This is a genomic window from Herbidospora galbida (assembly GCF_005233835.1).
Classification (GTDB): Bacteria; Actinomycetota; Actinomycetes; order Streptosporangiales; family Streptosporangiaceae; genus Herbidospora; species Herbidospora galbida.
Genome location: NZ_SZQA01000005.1, coordinates 70,919 through 87,460 on the forward strand (window position 1 = coordinate 70,919; position 16,542 = coordinate 87,460).

General features: G+C 68.7%; 18 protein-coding genes. 4 read left to right on the forward strand and 14 right to left on the reverse strand.

Annotated elements, in window-relative coordinates; translation table 11 throughout:
• Nucleotides 1-24 precede the first annotated feature (24 nt).
• A complete protein-coding gene (locus FDA94_RS07720) occupies nucleotides 25-1,290 on the reverse strand; it encodes a geranylgeranyl reductase family protein (protein WP_137246347.1) in 1,266 nt (421 codons plus the stop codon).
• Between the two features lie 210 nt (nucleotides 1,291-1,500).
• Nucleotides 1,501-2,229 (reverse strand): demethylmenaquinone methyltransferase, encoded by a 729-nt coding sequence (locus FDA94_RS07725; RefSeq protein WP_137246348.1) that lies wholly within the window; start codon nucleotides 2,227-2,229, stop codon nucleotides 1,501-1,503.
• 100 nt (nucleotides 2,230-2,329) lie between these two features.
• Here FDA94_RS07725 and FDA94_RS07730 point away from each other — a divergent pair, with 100 nt between their 5' ends.
• A complete protein-coding gene (locus FDA94_RS07730; RefSeq protein ID WP_137246349.1) occupies nucleotides 2,330-3,544 on the forward strand; it encodes an NHL repeat-containing protein in 1,215 nt (404 codons plus the stop codon).
• On the opposite strand, the gene FDA94_RS07735 is transcribed toward FDA94_RS07730, so the two are convergent.
• Nucleotides 3,545-3,751: a DUF4229 domain-containing protein gene (locus FDA94_RS07735; RefSeq protein ID WP_137246350.1), complete on the reverse strand. Its 207-nt coding sequence runs from the start codon at nucleotides 3,749-3,751 to the stop codon at nucleotides 3,545-3,547. It lies immediately after the preceding gene.
• Nucleotides 3,752-3,991: 240 nt separating this feature from the next.
• Here FDA94_RS07735 and FDA94_RS07740 point away from each other — a divergent pair, with 240 nt between their 5' ends.
• Nucleotides 3,992-4,216, forward strand: coding sequence for a BldC family transcriptional regulator (locus FDA94_RS07740; protein WP_030456135.1), 225 nt, complete (start codon nucleotides 3,992-3,994; stop codon nucleotides 4,214-4,216).
• Nucleotides 4,217-4,495: 279 nt separating this feature from the next.
• On the opposite strand, the gene FDA94_RS07745 is transcribed toward FDA94_RS07740, so the two are convergent.
• Together FDA94_RS07745 and FDA94_RS07750 are read right to left on the reverse strand one after the other, a co-directional pair.
• The gene (locus FDA94_RS07745) at nucleotides 4,496-4,735 is read right to left on the reverse strand and encodes a hypothetical protein (RefSeq protein ID WP_062340566.1); all 240 of its coding nucleotides are present in this window, start codon (nucleotides 4,733-4,735) and stop codon (nucleotides 4,496-4,498) included.
• Between the two features lie 12 nt (nucleotides 4,736-4,747).
• Complete coding sequence (locus FDA94_RS07750; RefSeq protein WP_246059622.1) at nucleotides 4,748-5,452, reverse strand: hypothetical protein; 705 nt, start codon at nucleotides 5,450-5,452, stop codon at nucleotides 4,748-4,750.
• Between the two features lie 305 nt (nucleotides 5,453-5,757).
• Here FDA94_RS07750 and FDA94_RS07755 point away from each other — a divergent pair, with 305 nt between their 5' ends.
• Nucleotides 5,758-6,054: a PLDc N-terminal domain-containing protein gene (locus FDA94_RS07755; RefSeq protein ID WP_034385986.1), complete on the forward strand. Its 297-nt coding sequence runs from the start codon at nucleotides 5,758-5,760 to the stop codon at nucleotides 6,052-6,054.
• Nucleotides 6,055-6,072: 18 nt separating this feature from the next.
• On the opposite strand, the gene ccsA is transcribed toward FDA94_RS07755, so the two are convergent.
• Genes ccsA through FDA94_RS07775 form a run of 4 tightly spaced genes read right to left on the reverse strand, consistent with a single transcriptional unit; the run spans nucleotide 6,073 to nucleotide 9,823 of the window.
• Nucleotides 6,073-6,996 carry a cytochrome c biogenesis protein CcsA gene (ccsA, locus tag FDA94_RS07760; RefSeq protein ID WP_137246352.1) on the reverse strand — a complete coding sequence of 308 codons (924 nt, stop codon included), beginning with the start codon at nucleotides 6,994-6,996 and terminating at the stop codon, nucleotides 6,073-6,075.
• Nucleotides 6,986-8,533, reverse strand: coding sequence for a cytochrome c biogenesis protein ResB (gene resB / locus FDA94_RS07765; RefSeq protein ID WP_137246353.1), 1,548 nt, complete (start codon nucleotides 8,531-8,533; stop codon nucleotides 6,986-6,988). The genes ccsA and resB overlap by 11 nt, the downstream gene beginning before the upstream one ends.
• Nucleotides 8,530-9,258 (reverse strand): cytochrome c biogenesis CcdA family protein, encoded by a 729-nt coding sequence (locus tag FDA94_RS07770; protein WP_137246354.1) that lies wholly within the window; start codon nucleotides 9,256-9,258, stop codon nucleotides 8,530-8,532. The genes resB and FDA94_RS07770 overlap by 4 nt, the downstream gene beginning before the upstream one ends.
• Nucleotides 9,245-9,823, reverse strand: a complete 579-nt coding sequence (locus tag FDA94_RS07775; RefSeq protein WP_137246355.1) for a TlpA family protein disulfide reductase — start codon at nucleotides 9,821-9,823, stop codon at nucleotides 9,245-9,247. Before FDA94_RS07775 ends, FDA94_RS07770 begins: the two co-directional genes overlap by 14 nt.
• A gap of 912 nt (nucleotides 9,824-10,735) precedes the next feature.
• Between FDA94_RS07775 and FDA94_RS07780 the strand changes: the two genes are divergently transcribed.
• Entirely contained in the window at nucleotides 10,736-11,023 is a 288-nt protein-coding gene (locus FDA94_RS07780; RefSeq protein ID WP_137246356.1) for a hypothetical protein, read from the forward strand.
• 731 nt (nucleotides 11,024-11,754) lie between these two features.
• On the opposite strand, the gene FDA94_RS07785 is transcribed toward FDA94_RS07780, so the two are convergent.
• The 5 genes from FDA94_RS07785 to hemB form a co-directional block, all read right to left on the reverse strand.
• The gene (locus FDA94_RS07785; protein WP_137246357.1) at nucleotides 11,755-12,378 is read right to left on the reverse strand and encodes a histidine phosphatase family protein; all 624 of its coding nucleotides are present in this window, start codon (nucleotides 12,376-12,378) and stop codon (nucleotides 11,755-11,757) included.
• 39 nt (nucleotides 12,379-12,417) lie between these two features.
• Nucleotides 12,418-13,338, reverse strand: a complete 921-nt coding sequence (locus FDA94_RS07790; RefSeq protein WP_137246358.1) for a LysR family transcriptional regulator — start codon at nucleotides 13,336-13,338, stop codon at nucleotides 12,418-12,420.
• A 188-nt stretch (nucleotides 13,339-13,526) separates the two neighbouring features.
• Nucleotides 13,527-14,819, reverse strand: coding sequence for a glutamate-1-semialdehyde 2,1-aminomutase (gene hemL / locus FDA94_RS07795; RefSeq protein WP_137246359.1), 1,293 nt, complete (start codon nucleotides 14,817-14,819; stop codon nucleotides 13,527-13,529).
• 11 nt (nucleotides 14,820-14,830) lie between these two features.
• On the reverse strand, nucleotides 14,831-15,454 hold the full coding sequence (locus tag FDA94_RS07800; protein WP_137246360.1) for a bifunctional DNA primase/polymerase: 624 nt from the start codon (nucleotides 15,452-15,454) through the stop codon (nucleotides 14,831-14,833).
• 99 nt (nucleotides 15,455-15,553) lie between these two features.
• Entirely contained in the window at nucleotides 15,554-16,540 is a 987-nt protein-coding gene (gene hemB / locus FDA94_RS07805) for a porphobilinogen synthase (protein WP_137246361.1), read from the reverse strand.
• Nucleotides 16,541-16,542: the final 2 nt, after the last annotated feature.

Consider the following 16,542-nt stretch of genomic DNA (forward strand, 5'->3'; position numbering starts at 1 on the left):
TCATGATTCTTCGATCCAGTGGTGTCATGCCGACGGCGCGACCTTCGACAGGGCGTTGATGATCCGGTCTGACGCGTCGCCACCGTGGTCGGTCAGGTTGCCCAGGAGTTTCAGGCCGAACCTCATCAACCGGGGGTGGGGCAGCGCGTGCCGCGTCAGCATATTCATCACGCCCGGTTTGCCGATCGCCTCGACGAAGGCCCGGCCCAGGGTGAAATAGCCGCCGTACGCGTCTTTGAGTATCCGCGGGTAGGCCCGCAGGACCCGCTCGCGCGCGGCGGGGGTCGGCTGGGCGAGCGCGGTCACCACGGCGTCGGCCGCGATGCGGCCGGTCTCCATCGCGTACGCGATGCCCTCGCCGTTGAAAGGGTTGATCATCCCACCGGCGTCGCCGACGAGAACCAGGCCCCGGGTGTAGTGGGGCTGCCGGTTGAAGGCCATCGGCAGCGCGGCACCCCTGATCGGGCCGACCATGTTCTCTTCGACGAAGCCCCACTCGGCCGGCATGTTCTTGGTCCAGCGCCGGAGCAGGTCGCGGTAGTCGATCTTCTTGAACGCCTCACTGGTGTTGAGCAGCCCGAGGCCCACGTTGGAGGTGCCGTCGCCGACGCCGAAGACCCAGCCGTAGCCGGGCAGCAGGCGTTCGCCGTCCCACAGCTCCAGCCAGGTCTCGAGGTAGTCGTCGGTGTGGCGCGGGCTCGTGTAATAGGTGCGGACCGCGACCCCTATCGGGCGGTCTTCGCGTTTGTGCAGGCCCATGGCCAGGGAGATGCGGGTGGAGTTGCCGTCGGCCGCGATCACCAGGCGGGAGCGGTAGACGTCGCCCGAGGCGGTCTTCACCCCGACGACGTGGCCGCTGCGCTCGTCGATCACCGGGGCGGTCACGTTCACGCCCTGCAGCAGGGTGACGCCCTTGGACACGGCGTTGTCGGCCAGGATGACGTCGAAGTCCTTGCGCGTGCGCACGAGCCCGAAGTCGGGGAAGCTCGACAGCTCAGGCCAGTCGAGCTCGAACGACAGGCCGCCGCCGACGACGCGCAGGCCCTTGTTCCTGATCCAGCCGGGCGCGTCGACGTTGATCCCCATCGCGAGCAGTTCCTTGACCGCGCGCGGGGTCAGGCCGTCGCCGCAGACCTTCTCCCTGGGAAAGGTCGTCTTCTCCAGCAACAGGACCGACAGCCCGGACTGCGCCAGATAAAACGCGGTCGTCGATCCGGCGGGGCCGGCGCCGACGACGATCACGTCGGCATCGGTCTCGCTCCGCCGGGCCACAAGGGCTGGCTCGCTCACGAGGGGACCTGTCCTGTCCTTTTGAGATTCTTAGGGCCGCAGACCGTGTAGGCTGACCCTTTCGTGCCTTTGTGAACTACTTCACAAACTTGTCGCGCCGCAGTCTAGTCCCTCTTCCGACACCTTCGTCAGGGGGTAGACACCTACCGGCGGGTAAACATGCACAGTCGTGACGAAAAGATCGCCTCACCTGGCGTGGCGGTGCAAATTTCATGACTTTTCCGGGCGGATGCCCCGATGCAGAGCCACGATCCCCATGCTCAGGTCACGCCACGCCACCCGCTTCCACCCGGCGGTCTGGATGATCGCCGCGAGGCTCTTCTGGTCGTGCCAGTCACGGATGGACTCGGCGAGGTATTCGTACGAGTCGGGGTTGGAGCTGACCGTCCGGGCCACCACCGGCAGCAGGCGCATCAGGTAGTGGGTGTAGACCAGATCGAACGCCTTCGGCTTCGGCCGGGAGAACTCGCACACCACGAGCCGCCCGCCGGGACGGGTCACCCGCAGCATCTCCTCCAGCGCCTGACCGGTGTCGGCGACGTTGCGCAGCCCGAACGAGATCGTGACCGCGTCGAACACCCCGTCGGCGAACGGCAGCCTCAGCGCGTCGCCTGCGACGAACGTCACACCCGCGACACCGCCGGTCAGCCCCGACGATCCGCGCCGCTGGACGCCCGCCCGCAGCATGCCGAGCGAGAAGTCGCAGGCGATGGCGCGCGCCCCGAGCTGGGTGAACGCGTCGGTCGAGGTGCCGGTGCCGGCCGCCAGGTCGAGCACCAGCTCGCCGGGCCCGGCGTCGATCGCGGACGCGGTCGCCCGCCGCCACAGCCGGTCCTGGCCGAGCGACAGCACGTCGTTGACCAGGTCGTAGCGCGCGGCCGTGCGGTCGAACATGGCCGCGACCTCATGGGGCTGTTTGTCCAGCGAAGCGCGCGTCATGGTGCCCAGCCTAGGACGCCCTCACACACCGTCACGCCATGCCCGGTCGAATGTGCGCAACGTAGTGCGTTGATTACTCTGCGTCTGCTAGGACTTGGCCATGCGTGCCAGATTCATGATCACAGTAAGCGCTCTCGCGCTCGTGGCCACCCCGGCCTCGGCGGGCATCCGTCACCCCTCGGTAGTGGCGCCCGATCCGGTGAACCACACGCCCCACGTCTTAGACGGGATCGTCAACGCGTTCGCGCTGGTGGGGAACACCGTGATCGTCGGCGGCGAGTTCTCCACGGTGAAGTCGGGCACGTCCACCCTGCGCCGCACCAACCTGTTCGCCTTCGACCTGACGACCGGCCGGATCTCCCCCTTCGCCCCCTTCCTCGACGGCCCGGTCAACGCGCTCGCGGCCGGAACCGGCGGCACCGTCTACGCCGGCGGCTCCTTCTCCCGGGGCCTGGCCGCCTTCTCCGTCCCGTCGGGCGCCCCGATCCCGTCGTTCGGGGCCACCGCCTACGGCGGTGAGATCACCTCTCTTGTACGCCGGGGCGCGCACCTTTACGTCGGTGGTGATTTCTCCCACATCGGCCGAGCCCAGCGCACCGCGCTGGCCCGCCTCGACGCCGCCACCGGAGCGGTCGACCCCGCATTCGCCGTGGCCGTCGGCGGGGGCCGGTCGGAAGGCGACCCGAAGGTCCACGCGATGGCCGCGACGAAAGACCGGCTGATTCTCGACGGCTCGTTCACCACCCTCGACGGGCAGCCGCGCGACCAACTCGGCCAGATCGATCTGAAGACCGGCACGGTCGCCCGATGGCGCACCAATGCCTACGCCCCCCATTGCCGCGACGGTTTTCCGTCGTATGTACGCGGACTCGACGTCTCCCCCGACGGCTCCTATTTCGTGGTCGTCACCACCGGAGGCGCGGCGCCGAAGACGGGGAAACTCTGCGACACCGCGGCGCGCTTCGAGACGTACGCGAAAGGCGCGAACGTGAAGCCGACGTGGGTGAACCACACCGGCGGCGATTCGCTCTACAGCGTCGCCGTCACCGGCGCGGCCGTTTACGTCGGAGGCCATCAACGCTGGATGGACAACCCGCTGGGAAAGGACTCCGCCGGGCCGGGAGCGGTCCCGCGAGAGGGCATCGCGGCGCTCCATCCACGTACCGGAAAGGCACTCCGGTTCAATCCCGGCCGCGAGAGAGGAATCGGGGTGAAGGCCTTTCTCCCGGTAAAGAAGGGGCTTTTGGTGGGAAGCGACACCACGAAGCTCGGGCACGAGTACCATGCCCGAGTCGGAATGTTCCCGATGCCCTGACTAGCCCTCGGGCTGGTTCCTCTTGTCGCTGATCTTCTCGCTGACCGCGTCCCGCTGCTTCGACAGCAGAACGTAACTGGCGAGCCCGCTCAGCACCACGGCCACTGCGAGCAACACGTAGGTCCGCAGACCCAGCAGATAGAGGACGCCCAGGGCGACGGCGAACAGGCCCAGGCGGGACAGGGTGTAGACGATTACCGGATGCACGCCGTAGAGGTTACGTCACTGTCCCGTATGGCGGACTCTCTTCGCATCCGGCACGAGCGCTGCTAGTGTGCCCATCACGGCGCTTTCGTAAAGAAACACCCATGAGCGCCCCAAAGAGGCTCTATCATATAACAATCGGGCACTGAGCCGGTAACATCCCGTGATCTTCTCTGAAAACCACGGATAAATCAGGCTTCGCTCGGCACACTGGTTACCTGTCCGCCCGCTGCATGACGCGGGATGCGAGGGGGAGAGATTGTGGAGAGTAGCAGCGAGCGACTGCTGACCCCTGGAGAGGTTGCCGCCCTCTTCCGGGTCGACCCGAAGACCGTGACTCGCTGGGCCGCGGCGGGGCGAATCAGCAGCATCCGTACCCCCGGAGGGCATCGGCGTTTCCGCGAGTCGGAAGTGCACGCCCTTCTCCGCGGAGAAGACGTCTTGACGGCCGACAAGCCGAACGGATAGAGCTTCGCGGGAAGAAGCAGAGAGGCGCGGCCAGAACCTGGGAGCCGCGCCTTTTTCTTGCCCGGGTGACGGCCGCGCCTTCGGCGCGGCGGTCCTCGCGCTTATATCCGGCGTCTTCCCTCGTCGCTCCGGGTCGCTTCGCTCCCCTGCGCTCCTCAGTCCAGACGTCGGCGCGCTGCGGCAATTCATGAATCTCGCCTGAATTATTTCGGCCGCCGGCCTGGTGATTGAATATTTGACCAATCACGTGGCATGTGAAATTGCACTACCGCCGGCTGGTTATTTTTCCTGTTCGGCCTTGAAGGCCAGGAATTCTTGTTCCAGAGCGTCGTTCTCTTCTTGCCATCTTCTGCGGCGGTCTGCCTCTTCTTCTTCGGTGATGGACTCTTCGAGCCACTGGTCGTAGTCCGGCTCGCCGGGCGCTATCTCGACATACGCGTTGCCGATCAGGCGGCCGTCGTCGCTGGTCAACGACTGCGGGACCCGCAGCGTGCCGTCAGCGAGCCGGATCACGAACATCAGGGGACCTACCTAGATTCCGTAGCGCCTGTTGAAGAAGAGCATGACGTTGAGTGCCGTGCGGGTGTCGCCGCCCAGCATGTCGATCAGGGCGGGACGCTGCCTCGACGCGATGGCGGCGAAGGCGTCGGCGAAGAACTCCTTGCGGCCGAGTTCTCCGGACTGCTTGTGGAAGGCCGAGGCCAGATGCGGGATGCACTCGTCGTAGAGCGCGGCGAACTCGGGTGAGTCCGAGACCCACTCTCCCGGACGGGAGTCCACGTCGTCCAGCGCATGACCGACTTCGTGCATCATCACATCGGGCGTGGGACTCGGGCGATCGCCGACGACGATCTTCCGGTCGCCGTACGCGCCGGCGCAGATGTCCCAGGTCGCGCGGCCGCTGGGAAGCGGGGCGCCTCTCAGGTAGCCCATGTCGTCGAGGTCGGGGACGCCGCCCGGACCGACGTAGATGCCGTCGAGGCCGACCGCCAGCATCTCCTTCAGCCGGTCGGGCAACCTGGCGAGGCTGTCGACCGCGCGGATGACGTCGGGGGGCGGCGGGCCGTCCATGGCGTCCCACTGCCGGTAGAGGATCGTCTCCAGGGCGCCGCAGTTGCGGCGGCCGTCGCGGTAGTCGGGACTGTCGGGGCGGTGCGGCTCGGCGCGGGCGGGCTGGTCGTCCAGCTCGAAGTCGCGCCAGGTGTACTGCGGCCGGTCGACGACCGGGGCGGTCACCGGGGTCTCGACGACCCTGGGGGCGTCCGCCCACCTGTCGGTGACCTTCGTTTCGATGCGTTCCTGCGTCGTCTCCGTCCCTCGACGGGAGACGTAGCTGGCCCCTGCGTGGCTCCGCTGCCACCACCGATTCCCTCGCCGGTGGCGGCCTCTGTCGCCCTGCTGCGCCATCGCACCTCTCTTTGGTCGGGAAGGTGCTGTACCGATGCAGCGTACGATGCCCGTCTGGTCCGAGTCATCCCGCTTCGTCGGTCGCTATCGAAGACGCAACACGATCAGGCCACGGGATGGCATACCGTGTTGGAATGGCGAACGTGGTTGTCGGCCTGGCGTTGCTGGCCTTCTGGCTCTACTGCCTCTTCGACGTCATCACCACTCCCCCGGAGATCGTGCGGACCCTCCCCAAGGCCGCGTGGGTTCTGGTCGTGATGATTCCGGCGATGGGCGGAGTGTTGTGGCTGCTCGCCGGGCGGCCGGTGCCCGAACCGATCACCCCCGGACAGAACCTGCTCCCCTCACCGCCTCCTGAGGCGCCGAGGGGACCCGACGACGACCCCGACTTCCTGCGCAGCCTGGAACGCAAGCTGCGCGACGAAGACTGACGACGGTTACCCCGACGGTTATTTGACGTCGGCGTAGGAGTGCAGGCCGCCGATGAAGATGTTCACCCCGACCAGGTTGAACATCAGGCAGGCGAACGCGATCAGCGAGACGATCATCGCGGCCTTGCCCTTCCAGCCGGCGGTCGCGCGGGCGTGCAGGTAGGCGGCGTAGGCCACCCAGGTGATGAACGCCCAGACCTCCTTCGGGTCCCAGCCCCAGTAACGGCCCCACGCCTTGTCGGCCCAGAGCGCGCCCGAGATGACGGCGAACGTCCAGATCGGGAACGCGATGACGATGACGCGGTGGGCGACGCGCTCGAGGTCGGCCCGCGACGGCAGCCGCGACGGGCCCTCCTTGCGCACCAGGAACAGCGCCGCGGCGACGCCGCCGACGATGAACAGGCCGCTGGCCGCGACGGCGGCGGTGACGTGGATGGCCACCCAGTACGAGTCGAGCGCGGGCACGACCGGGCCGGCCTGCGTGTAGAGGACGCGGGCCGCGAAGCCCAGGCCGATCGCGGCGACCACGCCGACGAACGCGCCGAGGAACCTCACCGGGTAGCGCACCTGCAGGAACAGGAACACCGTCACGGCCGCGAGCAGCATGGCGACGACGAACTCGTACATGTTGCCCCACGGCCAGCGGTCGACCGCGAGGCCGCGCGTGAGCGTGGCGCCCAGGTTGGCGACCCAGCCGAGCCACATGGCGGCGGTGCCGACGAGGCCCGCCTTCGGGGCCCACGACGCCGGTTCCGGCGCGGGAGCGGGCTCGGGGAGGTCGTCGGACGGACCGCCGACGCCGACCAGACGGCGCTCCCGCACCGTCTCGGTGACCCGGCCGAAGCCCAGCTCCAGGGCGTAGCCGATCATCGCGGCCAGGTAGAGGAGAATGGCGGCCAGTACGAGCTGGTCGCTCAGCGTGGCCAAATGATCAGGAGACATCCTTCACCTCTGCGCGAGCGTGGTGTTCCAGGGCTTTCGTCAGCTCGGCGAACTCCTCGCCGAAGTCTCCGCCCTCGGTGCGGGTCAATCCTCCCACCGTGACCCCTCCGTCCCTTACGCGCACCCATACGCGGCGGCGGTGGATGAGCAGGGACAGCAGCAGGCCGAGGATGGCGACGCCGGAGGCGAGCAGGGCCGGGAAGCGGCCCGGGTCGTAGGTGGTCTGAAGGGTGATCCACTCCTTCAGGCCGGTGAACTCGATCTTGCCCGCCCCGTCGGGCAGGTCGACGGCGTCGCCGACGGCCATCGGCTTCGGCGAGGCGGTCATCTTGCCCAGCGGCTTGAGGTTCTGGTGGCCGCCCAGGTCGTACACCGACTGAGGGATTCCCGCGTCGAGCCCCAGGTCGCCCTTGAACGGCCAGATCTGCACGGTCGGGTTGACCGCGCCCGGGAAGACCGACAGCCACTGGTCGCCGTTCGGCACCGTGGACGGCAGGAACCGGCCGAGGAACGCGAGCTGGTCGGGCGCCGCGTCGGGCACCTTGATGACGCACTCGGACTCGTAGGTCGAGGTGTTGCTCACCAGGCACGGCACCGCGCCCTCGAAGGCGACCTTCCCGTCGCCGCCGGTGATCCGGAACGTGGGGGCGTAGCCGTGCCCGATCAGGTACGTCAGCGCGCCGTCGGCCTCGAGCGGTTCGTTGACCCGGAGGGTGAACTCGCGCTCGGGGGCGGTCGGCGAGTCCTGCACGGCCAGCTTGGCGAAGTAGTCGAGCGGCTGGCCCTGCTTCTCGTGGCCGGGCCCGATGTAGCTGGCCTGGAAGTCCTTGAGCGTGAACGAGAACGGCTGCAGATCCTCGGGCGACACCTGCGACCCCGGCAGATAGCGGTCGTACGCCGCCACCGTGTTCGCGAACCCGTCGCCCTCGATCACGAGCACGTTGCCCCGGTAGCCGAACAGCCCGCCCACCCCGACGGCGACCAGCAGCACGAGCAGCGCGACGTGGAAGAGCAGGTTGCCGGTCTCGCGCAGGTGGCCCTTCTCGGCCGACACCCAGCCGTCACCGGTCGTCACCCGCCAGCGCTTCGACCGCAGGTAGGCCTCGGCCGAGGCGAGGTCGCCCTCGATCTCGGCGTGGTGCGGCAGCCGGGCGAGGTTGCGCGGCGCGGGCGGCGGGGTTCGCCGCATCTCCTTCAGGTGCACCATCGTGCGCGGCAGCACGCAGCCGATCAGCGACAGAAACAGCAGCAGGTAGATCGCCGCGAACCAGGGCGAGGTGAAGACGTCGAACAGGAAGAACCGGTCGAGCCACTCGGCCTTGGTGGGGTCGTTCTCGAAGTAGCGGGCGACCGCGCCCGGATCGACCCCGCGCTGCGGATAGAGCGACCCGGGCACGGAGGCCAGGGCCAGCAGGAACAGCAGGATGAGGGCGGTGCGCATCGAGGTGAGCACCCGCCAGCCCCAGCGCAGCCAGCCGACCACGCCCAGCCCCGCGGGGCCGTTCGAGGTCGTCTTCTCTTCGTCGGTCAGTGTCATATCACCGGCTCGAATCCGCCGATCCACACCTGGAGACCGGCGATGAGCTCGCCCCACAGACCGGTGACCAGCAGCAGCCCGACGGCGACCAGCATGGCTCCTCCGATCCGCGTGATGAGCTGGGTGTGTCGGCGCACCGCGCGGAACGTGTGGAGCGCCTTGCGGTAGGCGAGCCCGGCCGCCACGAACGGCAGCCCGAGCCCGAGTGCGTAGCCGAACGCGAGCAGCGCGCCCCTGGCGGCGCTGCCCTGGTCGACCGAGAGGGTCAGCACGACGGCCAGCGTGGGGCCGATGCACGGCGTCCAGCCGAGTCCGAACACGATACCCAGCAGCGGAGCCCCGGCGAGCCCGGCCGCCGGCGCCCGGTGGATGCGGAAGTCACGCTGCAGCCCGGGGATGATCCCGATGAAGGCCAGCCCGAGCACGATCGTGACCACGCCCAGCACCCTCGTGATCACCTCGGCGTTCCCGAGCATCGCCGCCCCGAGCCCGCCGAACAGCGCGCCGCCCAGCACGAACACGAGGGCGAACCCGAGCACGAACAGCCCCGAGCCCAGCACCAGGCGCCCCCGCTTGGGGTCGGCGCTCATGCCGGTCACGTACGACAGATAGCCCGGCACCAGCGGCAGCACGCAGGGCGACAGGAACGACACCAGGCCCGCGAGCAGCGCGATCGGCAGGGCGACCAGCAGCGACCCGGAGGCGACGGTGTCAGCGAGATTCACTGGAGACCTTGGTCACGGCGTCGAGGAGGGCCTGGTATTTCACGGCGCCCAGCGCGCGGGCCGCGATCCGGCCCTCCCGGTCGATGATCAGCGTGGAGGGGATGGCGGCGGGCGGGACCGTGCCGGAGAAACCGAGCAGGACCTTGCCGCTCTGGTCGTGGATGCTCGGGTAGCCCGGCGTCAGCTGGGCGTCGTAGGCGGTGGCGGCGGCCTTCTGGTCTTTGAAGTTGATGCCGAGGAAGTCGACGCCGTCGGCCTTGGTCCGGGCGGCGACGTCTTTGAGCGTCGGCCCTTCGGCCCGGCACGGCGCGCACCACGAGGCCCAGAAGTTGATGACCGTGACCTTGCCCTTGGCCATCGTGGTCTGGGCGCCTTCGAGGGTCTGCCCCGCGACGACGGGAGCGGGCTTACGGTCGCCGGCGTCGAACACCTGCACCTTGCCGTCACCGGCGACGAACCGGGTGTCATCTGACTCCGGTTGCCCCGCCCCCCCGACGTTCGCGGCGCATCCGGTCAGAACCAGCGCCGAACACACGACGATGAGAGCACGCGAGAAGGGGGACATGGAGGAGATCTCCTTGAACTACAACCGGTAGAGCAACCATATTATCGGCCCACCCTTCCGGTGGTCGGTCCGGGCGCTCCTGTTTGATGGCCGCGCCTCCGGCGCGGCGGGTCCGGGCGCTCTTGTCCGGCGTCTTCCCTCGTCGCTCCGGTTCGCTTCGCTCTCCTGCGCTCCTCAGTCCAGACACCGGCGCGCCCGGACAGAGCACAAGTAGACGTGGCGGACAACCATGACTAGTTCTTGAGCAACGCCGCGGCGGGTCCGGGCGCTCAGGTCCGGCGTCTTCCCTCGTCGCTCCGGTTCGCTTCGCTCTCCTGCGCTCCTCAGTCCAGACACCGGCGCGACAGGCAGATCCCATGGCTGGGGGATTCAGGCACGGCGGGCGGATCCCATCGCAGATAGTCCTCCCGCCGCTTGCGGCGCCCACGCGGGGTGACCAGGCCATGTCGCACCGGCGCCCGATAGACCGTCATCCGCGACGGTGGCGGATCCACGCCCAGACGAGCGGCCTCATGAACGAGCGGGACCAGGCCCCACCGCGGATGCTCTCATGATGGCGACGAGGCCGGACCGGGAACGAGTTCTATAGACGTCAAGGGCGACGCTCCGCGCCGTCAGCCGCCGCGCACGGCGGGCGAAAGCCGGCGAGCATGCGGATCTTCGGGCCGACTCCCCGGCACACACGGCGGCCACCATGTCCACCCTAGATCTCAAGATCATTTGGAATGGGACTGCGGAGGCCCTTCAAGATCAGCTCACCCGCTCGCAGCCAGGAGACGCAGAGCCTGTCGCCGACTCCGCGACCGCCGGTCAACCTCCCCGATTGCCTATCAGCGCCCTTCGGATGACAAAGCCGCTCCTGCGTCGCCCACCCCTCTTCTCATGGAATCCGGGCGCTGTCACAGTGATCACATGACGGAACAGGCAGAAACCATGGGCCAGGTCGGTCGCCGCCCCCGGTTCCAGTCCTTACGTACTTTGCTCAACATCCTGGTGATCATCTTCAGCGTATTTATGATCATCGTCCAGACGCCCGGACTACTCGCGGGCAAACCATCGGATGCTTTCGAGGTCCTGTTCGGCTGGGACACGGGTTCCTGGTCGTGGGTCGGTCGCGTCGCCATGATCATCGGATGGCTCGCCATCATCTACTACCGCGTCCAGGCCCTCAGACGCACGCGTGCGGCAACGCAATCGTGAGCTCCTCACGAAGGTACTCGCCGCCGTGATCTCCCGAGCGCCTTCTCCACCTCACCCCTCGGCATCCTTGCCGAGGCTCTCGGACTTCACATCCCCGTAGTGGTCTTGCCCTTCGTCAACTCGACTTCGGCCGCCCACGCCCCTCCAACGCAGCGTCACAGACCTACGCGCCGAAGGAGTTCGCGTCCTGCTTAGCCCAGGGCGATTTGAGCCCCACGCCCGGGCGGTGGACGCAACCAGTTCGAGGCCTACCCCTGGCACCTCGCGCTTACCGAGGCCGAGGAACTCGTTGAAGCTGGACAGCAGATCTGACTAGGTCTCAAGCCGAACGCCCATCGGGGTCATCGCCGTAAGCTCTGCCCCCGCCGCCCGATTGTCCTGGTCAGCCGGAACCCGTCAAGGACGGCTGTGCACGTAGGGCAACCAGCGCGCGAGGAAGGTCACCGGGAAATGGAACACGCGAGGCCGCCCTTGACCGAACGCCGCCCCGACAGACCCTCTAGCAGGAGCAGGGCCGGAAGCGCACGCGAGACGTTTGGCTGTACCAGCTCTACGCAGCACACCCGGACCCGCGCACCGGCCGGCACCCGAGGTCATGGTTTGGCTACGCTTTCAGAGGATCTATAAGCCCAGGTCAGAGATGGTGCATCTAGGTCACTCCAAGAAGGTGCATTTGTCCAGACGCCGGCGCGCCCGGACAGAGCACAAGTAGACGTGGCGGAAAACCATGACTAGTTCTTGAGCAACGCCGCGGCGGGTTCGCTGTAGCCGACGCTGATGAGGCGGTCGCCGTCGAAGGTGAAGGAGGTCAGGCTGCACAGGCTGGCCTGGCGGCGGCGGGGGTCGTGCCAGAGGCGTTTGCTCTCGGCGGCCAGCCGGATGATCCAGATCGGCAGCTGGTGGGAGACCAGCAGCGCCTCGTGGCCCCGGGACTCGGCGCGGGCGTCGTCGATCACCGACTTCATGCGGGCCACGACGTCGCGGTAGGCCTCGCCCCACGACGGGCGGCGGGGATCGCGGAAGTGCCAGAAGTTGCGGGGATCGCGGAAGAAGGCACGGTTGTCGTTGGCCACCGGCTTGCCCTCGAAGACGTTCGTGGCCTCGGTGAGCCGGTCGTCGAGGACGACGGGGAGTTTCAGCGCCTCGGCGGAGGGTGCGGCGGTCTCCTGGGCGCGCTCCATCGGCGAGCTCCACAGGGTCACGATGTCGCGACTGGCGATCGACTTGGCCACCATGTCGGCCATCGCCCGGCCGTTGTCCGACAGGTGGAAGCCGGGCAGCCTGCCGTAGAGGACCCCGGTCGGGTTGTAGACCTCACCATGGCGCAACAGGTGAACAACGGTCGTCTCAGTCATGGTGGCGCCAGCCTACTCGGACCACATGACGAGACGGCGTCAGGCAAGCCGAAGGGTGGTTTCCAGTTGCGCGCAGACCGTGCGCAGCGCGTCAACGGCGGCCCGGATCGCCGGCCGGCGGGCCGCGTCGGTACGCCACAGGGCGTAGATCCGGCGGGTCGGCCGGGGCAGGATCGGGATCGCCCGGACCCCCTCGGGCAGGACGCCGCGCCCGAGCCGGGGGATCAGCGCGTGGCCGTGGCCGCCCGCGACCAGCGCGAGCTGGGTCGGGTATTCGTCGGCCATGCAGACGATGTCGGGCTCCTTGCCCGCCGACCGCACCAAGAACAGCAGGAAGTCGTGGCAGACCGTGCCCGGCGCCGAGGTGATCCACCGGTCGTCGGGCAGCTCCGACAGGGAGATCTCGCGCCGGTCGGCCAGCGGGTGGTCGGCAGGCACGGCGATGTCGGCGACGTCGTCGAGCAGGGCGGCCCGCGACAGCCCTTCGGGGATGGCCATCGGGCGGTTCAGCCAGTCCTGCACCACCGCCAGGTCGATCTCGCCCCGGGTGACCTCCCGCATCTGCCGTTCGGGCTCGCGCTCCCAGAACAGCATGCCCAGGTCGGGGTGCTGCTCGTTGAGCAACTTCAGCGCGGCGGGGAAGATGCCGCGCGCGGCCGTCGGGAAGGCCGCGATCGACAGCCGCCCGACCACCGCCCCGCGCAGCGCCTCGAAGTCGGCCTCGGCCGTCTCGACCAGGGCGAGGATCTTCTCGGCGTGCTCGGCGAGCAGCCCGGCGGCGTCGGTGAGCTTCACGCCGCGGCCGTTGCGCTCGACGAGCACCGCGCCGGTCTCCTTCTCCAGCTTCGCCAGCTGCTGGGAGATCGCCGAGGGGGTGACCATCAGCGCTTCGGCCGCGGCGCCGACCGAGCCATAGGTGGCGACCGCGTGCAGGGCCTTCAGACGGTGCAAGTCCAACATGTAGCTAGTCTAAACCGTCCACCCAAGAAAATCTCGCTTGTCCTCAACTATTAAGCGTTGCATCATGAAGACATGCGAATCATCAACAACCTCTTCACGAAGCAGTCCGCTGTCGCCCGTGTCTCCTACCTGGAGACGCTGGCCACCAACGCTCGCCAGTCGCGCGCCAAGAACCGCACCCGGGGCGCCTAACCAGCAGCCTGGGCCGCGGCCTTGGCCGCGATCGGAAGAGCATCGACGACCTTCGACAGCGCTCCGTCGTCATGGGCCGACGACAGGAACCAGGCCTCGAAGGCCGACGGGGGAAGATAGACGCCCTGGTCGAGCATCGCGTGGAAGAACGCGGTGAACACGGCCGTGTTCTGGGTCTTCGCCGACGCGAAGTCGGTCACCGGCCCCTCGGTGAAGAAGATCGAGAACAGGTTGCCGGCTCGCTGGAGCCGGTGCGCGACACCTTCGGCCGCCAGCGCGCCGGACGCGGCGTCGCCGATGGCCAGGGCGGCCGCGTCGACCTTCGCGTAGACGTCGGCGTCACAGTTCCGCAGAGTCGCCAGACCGGCTGCACAGGCCAGCGGGTTACCCGACAGGGTGCCCGCCTGGTAGACCGGGCCCTCCGGGGCCAGCCGGGCCATCACGTCGGCCCGTCCGCCGAACGCGGCGGCGGGCAGCCCGCCGCCCATGACCTTGCCGAAGGTCATCAGGTCGGCGTCCACCGGGTCGAGGCCGTACCACCCCTCGGCCGAGACCCGGAAGCCGGTCAGCACCTCGTCGACGATGAGCAGCGCGCCGTTGGCCGCGCAGAGCTCCTTGAGCCGCCGGTTGAACCCCTCGGCGGGCGGCACCACGCCCATGTTCGCCGGGCACGCCTCGGTGATCACCGCGGCGATCTCGTGAAGCGTGAACGCCTCTTCGACCGCCGCCAGGTCGTTGTAGGGCAGCACCAGTGTGTCGGCCGCCGCCGCGCCCGTCACGCCAGGAGTGTCGGGCAGGCCGAACGTCACCACGCCCGACCCGGCCGAGGCCAGCAGGGCGTCGACGTGGCCGTGGTAGCAGCCGGCGAACTTGACGATCTTCGAGCGGCCGGTGAAGCCGCGGGCCAGCCGTACCGCGCTCATGGTGGCCTCGGTGCCCGAGCTGACCAGGCGGAGCTTCTCGACCGGCGCCACCCGGGAGACGATCTCCTCGGCCAGCAGCACCTCGCCCTCGGTCGCCGTGCCGAAGGAGAACCCGCCCGACATCGCCTCGGTGACCGCCTCGACCACCGCCGGGTGACGGTGGCCCAGGATCATCGGCCCCCACGAGCAGACCAGGTCGACGTAGGTGTTCCCGTCGGCGTCGGTGATGTGGGGCCCCTGCCCGGACGCCATGAAGCGGGGCGTGCCCCCCACCGAGTTGAACGCCCGGACCGGCGAGTTGACCCCACCCGGCACGATCTCCTTGGCCCGCGCGAACAGGGCCGCTGATTTGTCGGTACGACTCACGGCCAACGAGCCTAGTCGGCGAGCACGTCCAGCACGCGCAGCGGATCGGGCAGCGGACGCCCGTCAGGCGCCCGGAGCCATCGCACCGTTCCCCCGCCGACCAGCGACGACGGCGGCGCCATGACGTAGGAGTCGCGGCAGTGCCAGCGGAGCCCCGGATTGGACTCGATCGTCTCCGGAGCGTGGTCGATGGACGAGGTCCACCACTCGTCCTCGTCTTCGGGGTTGCCGCGCGTGGCCACGAAAAAAAGAACCCGGTCGCCGCTTGCGGCAACCGGGCCTGGAGACTCCATCGAGGTCAGGGCGGTCATCCCGAGCTCGGCCGGGACGTCGAACACGTCGAACACCCGTCCGGTGGGCAGGATCACATTCGCCTCTGGCTCCTGCTCCCACCACCGGGTGAGCTGCGCCGTGTCGGTCGTGGCCTGCATGCGCCAGGCCGGCGACAGCGGATGGGCGCCCGGATCTGGACAGCCCACACGGTCACACGAGCACGCCCGTTGCCCCTCGCGCAGCGGATGAGCCCCCAGACAGCTCGCCCAGCCCAGCCGGGCGTATTCGACCACCGCTTCGAGCCGGTGCGGTATTCGGTGCGCGCGGCGTTTCGAACGACGAGCGAGCGGGACCCCGACCATCAGATGCTGTTCCTCCCCCACAGAGAAAAAACGGGCTGTTGCCCCCGATAATGCCCGGACCAACCGGATCTTCGCAGGGCGACCCCGGGAAACCCGGTTTTAGCCCAGCCGCCGCGCCACCTCCGTGGCCCAGTAGGTCAAGATCATGTCGGCTCCCGCGCGGCGGATCGCGATCAGCGATTCCATGATCACGCGGTCGCGGTCGATCCAGCCGTTGGCGGCGGCGGCCTCGACCATGGCGTACTCGCCCGACACCTGGTAGGCGGCCACCGGGACGTCGACCAGCTCTCTGACCTGGTGAATGATGTCGAGGTAGGCCATGGCGGGCTTGACCATGACGGCGTCGGCGCCCTCGGCCAGGTCGAGCCTGACCTCGCGCAGCGCCTCGCCGATCGGACCCGCCGGGTCTTGCTGGTAGGCGCTGCGGTCGCCGAACTGGGGGGCGCACTCGGCGGCGTCGCGGAAGGGGCCGTAGAAGGCGGAGGCGTACTTGACCGAGTAGCCGAGAATCGGGATCTCGGCGTGGCCGTCGGCGTCGAGGGCGGTGCGGATCGCGCCGACCTGGCCGTCCATCATGCCGCTGGGCGCGATCACCTGGGCGCCGGCGCGGGCCTGGGCGACCGCCGCGGCGGCGTAGCGCTCCAGGGTCAGGTCGTTGTCGACCTCGCCCGACTCGGTCAGGATGCCGCAGTGGCCGTGGTCGGTGTACTCGTCGAGACAGGTGTCGGCCATGACCACCAAGTCGTCGCCGAGGTCCGCACGCAGGTCGGCGAGGGCCAGCTGGACGATCCCCTCGGGGTCGTCGGCGCCGGAGCCCCGGCCGTCCTTGACGGCCGGGATGCCGAACAGGATGACGCCGCCCACGCCGGCCTCAGCGGCCTCGTGGGCGGCCTTGCGGAGGCTCTCGCGCGTGTGCTGGACGACCCCGGGCATCGACCCCACCGGAGCCGGCTCGGCGATGCCCTCCTTGACGAACATCGGCAGGATCAGCTCGGCCGGGTGCAGCCGGGTCCCGGCCACCATCCGGCGCAGCGGAACGGTCCGGCGCAGCCGTCGTGGGCGGGCGACCGGGAACTCGGCACTCATGC

Bases quoted from the DNA above. Each gene is read 5' to 3' on its own strand.
- FDA94_RS07725 (WP_137246348.1), bottom strand. From the start codon at position 2,229: ATGACGCGCGCTTCGCTGGACAAACAGCCCCATGAGGTCGCGGCCATG.
- FDA94_RS07730 (WP_137246349.1), top strand. From the start codon at position 2,330: ATGCGTGCCAGATTCATGATCACAGTAAGCGCTCTCGCGCTCGTGGCC.
- FDA94_RS07740 (WP_030456135.1), top strand. From the start codon at position 3,992: ATGCGAGGGGGAGAGATTGTGGAGAGTAGCAGCGAGCGACTGCTGACC.
- FDA94_RS07745 (WP_062340566.1), bottom strand. From the start codon at position 4,735: ATGTTCGTGATCCGGCTCGCTGACGGCACGCTGCGGGTCCCGCAGTCG.
- FDA94_RS07755 (WP_034385986.1), top strand. From the start codon at position 5,758: ATGGCGAACGTGGTTGTCGGCCTGGCGTTGCTGGCCTTCTGGCTCTAC.
- ccsA (WP_137246352.1), bottom strand. From the start codon at position 6,996: ATGTCTCCTGATCATTTGGCCACGCTGAGCGACCAGCTCGTACTGGCC.
- resB (WP_137246353.1), bottom strand. From the start codon at position 8,533: ATGACACTGACCGACGAAGAGAAGACGACCTCGAACGGCCCCGCGGGG.
- FDA94_RS07775 (WP_137246355.1), bottom strand. From the start codon at position 9,823: ATGTCCCCCTTCTCGCGTGCTCTCATCGTCGTGTGTTCGGCGCTGGTT.
- FDA94_RS07780 (WP_137246356.1), top strand. From the start codon at position 10,736: ATGACGGAACAGGCAGAAACCATGGGCCAGGTCGGTCGCCGCCCCCGG.
- FDA94_RS07785 (WP_137246357.1), bottom strand. From the start codon at position 12,378: ATGACTGAGACGACCGTTGTTCACCTGTTGCGCCATGGTGAGGTCTAC.
- FDA94_RS07790 (WP_137246358.1), bottom strand. From the start codon at position 13,338: ATGTTGGACTTGCACCGTCTGAAGGCCCTGCACGCGGTCGCCACCTAT.
- FDA94_RS07800 (WP_137246360.1), bottom strand. From the start codon at position 15,454: ATGGTCGGGGTCCCGCTCGCTCGTCGTTCGAAACGCCGCGCGCACCGA.
- hemB (WP_137246361.1), bottom strand. From the start codon at position 16,540: ATGAGTGCCGAGTTCCCGGTCGCCCGCCCACGACGGCTGCGCCGGACC.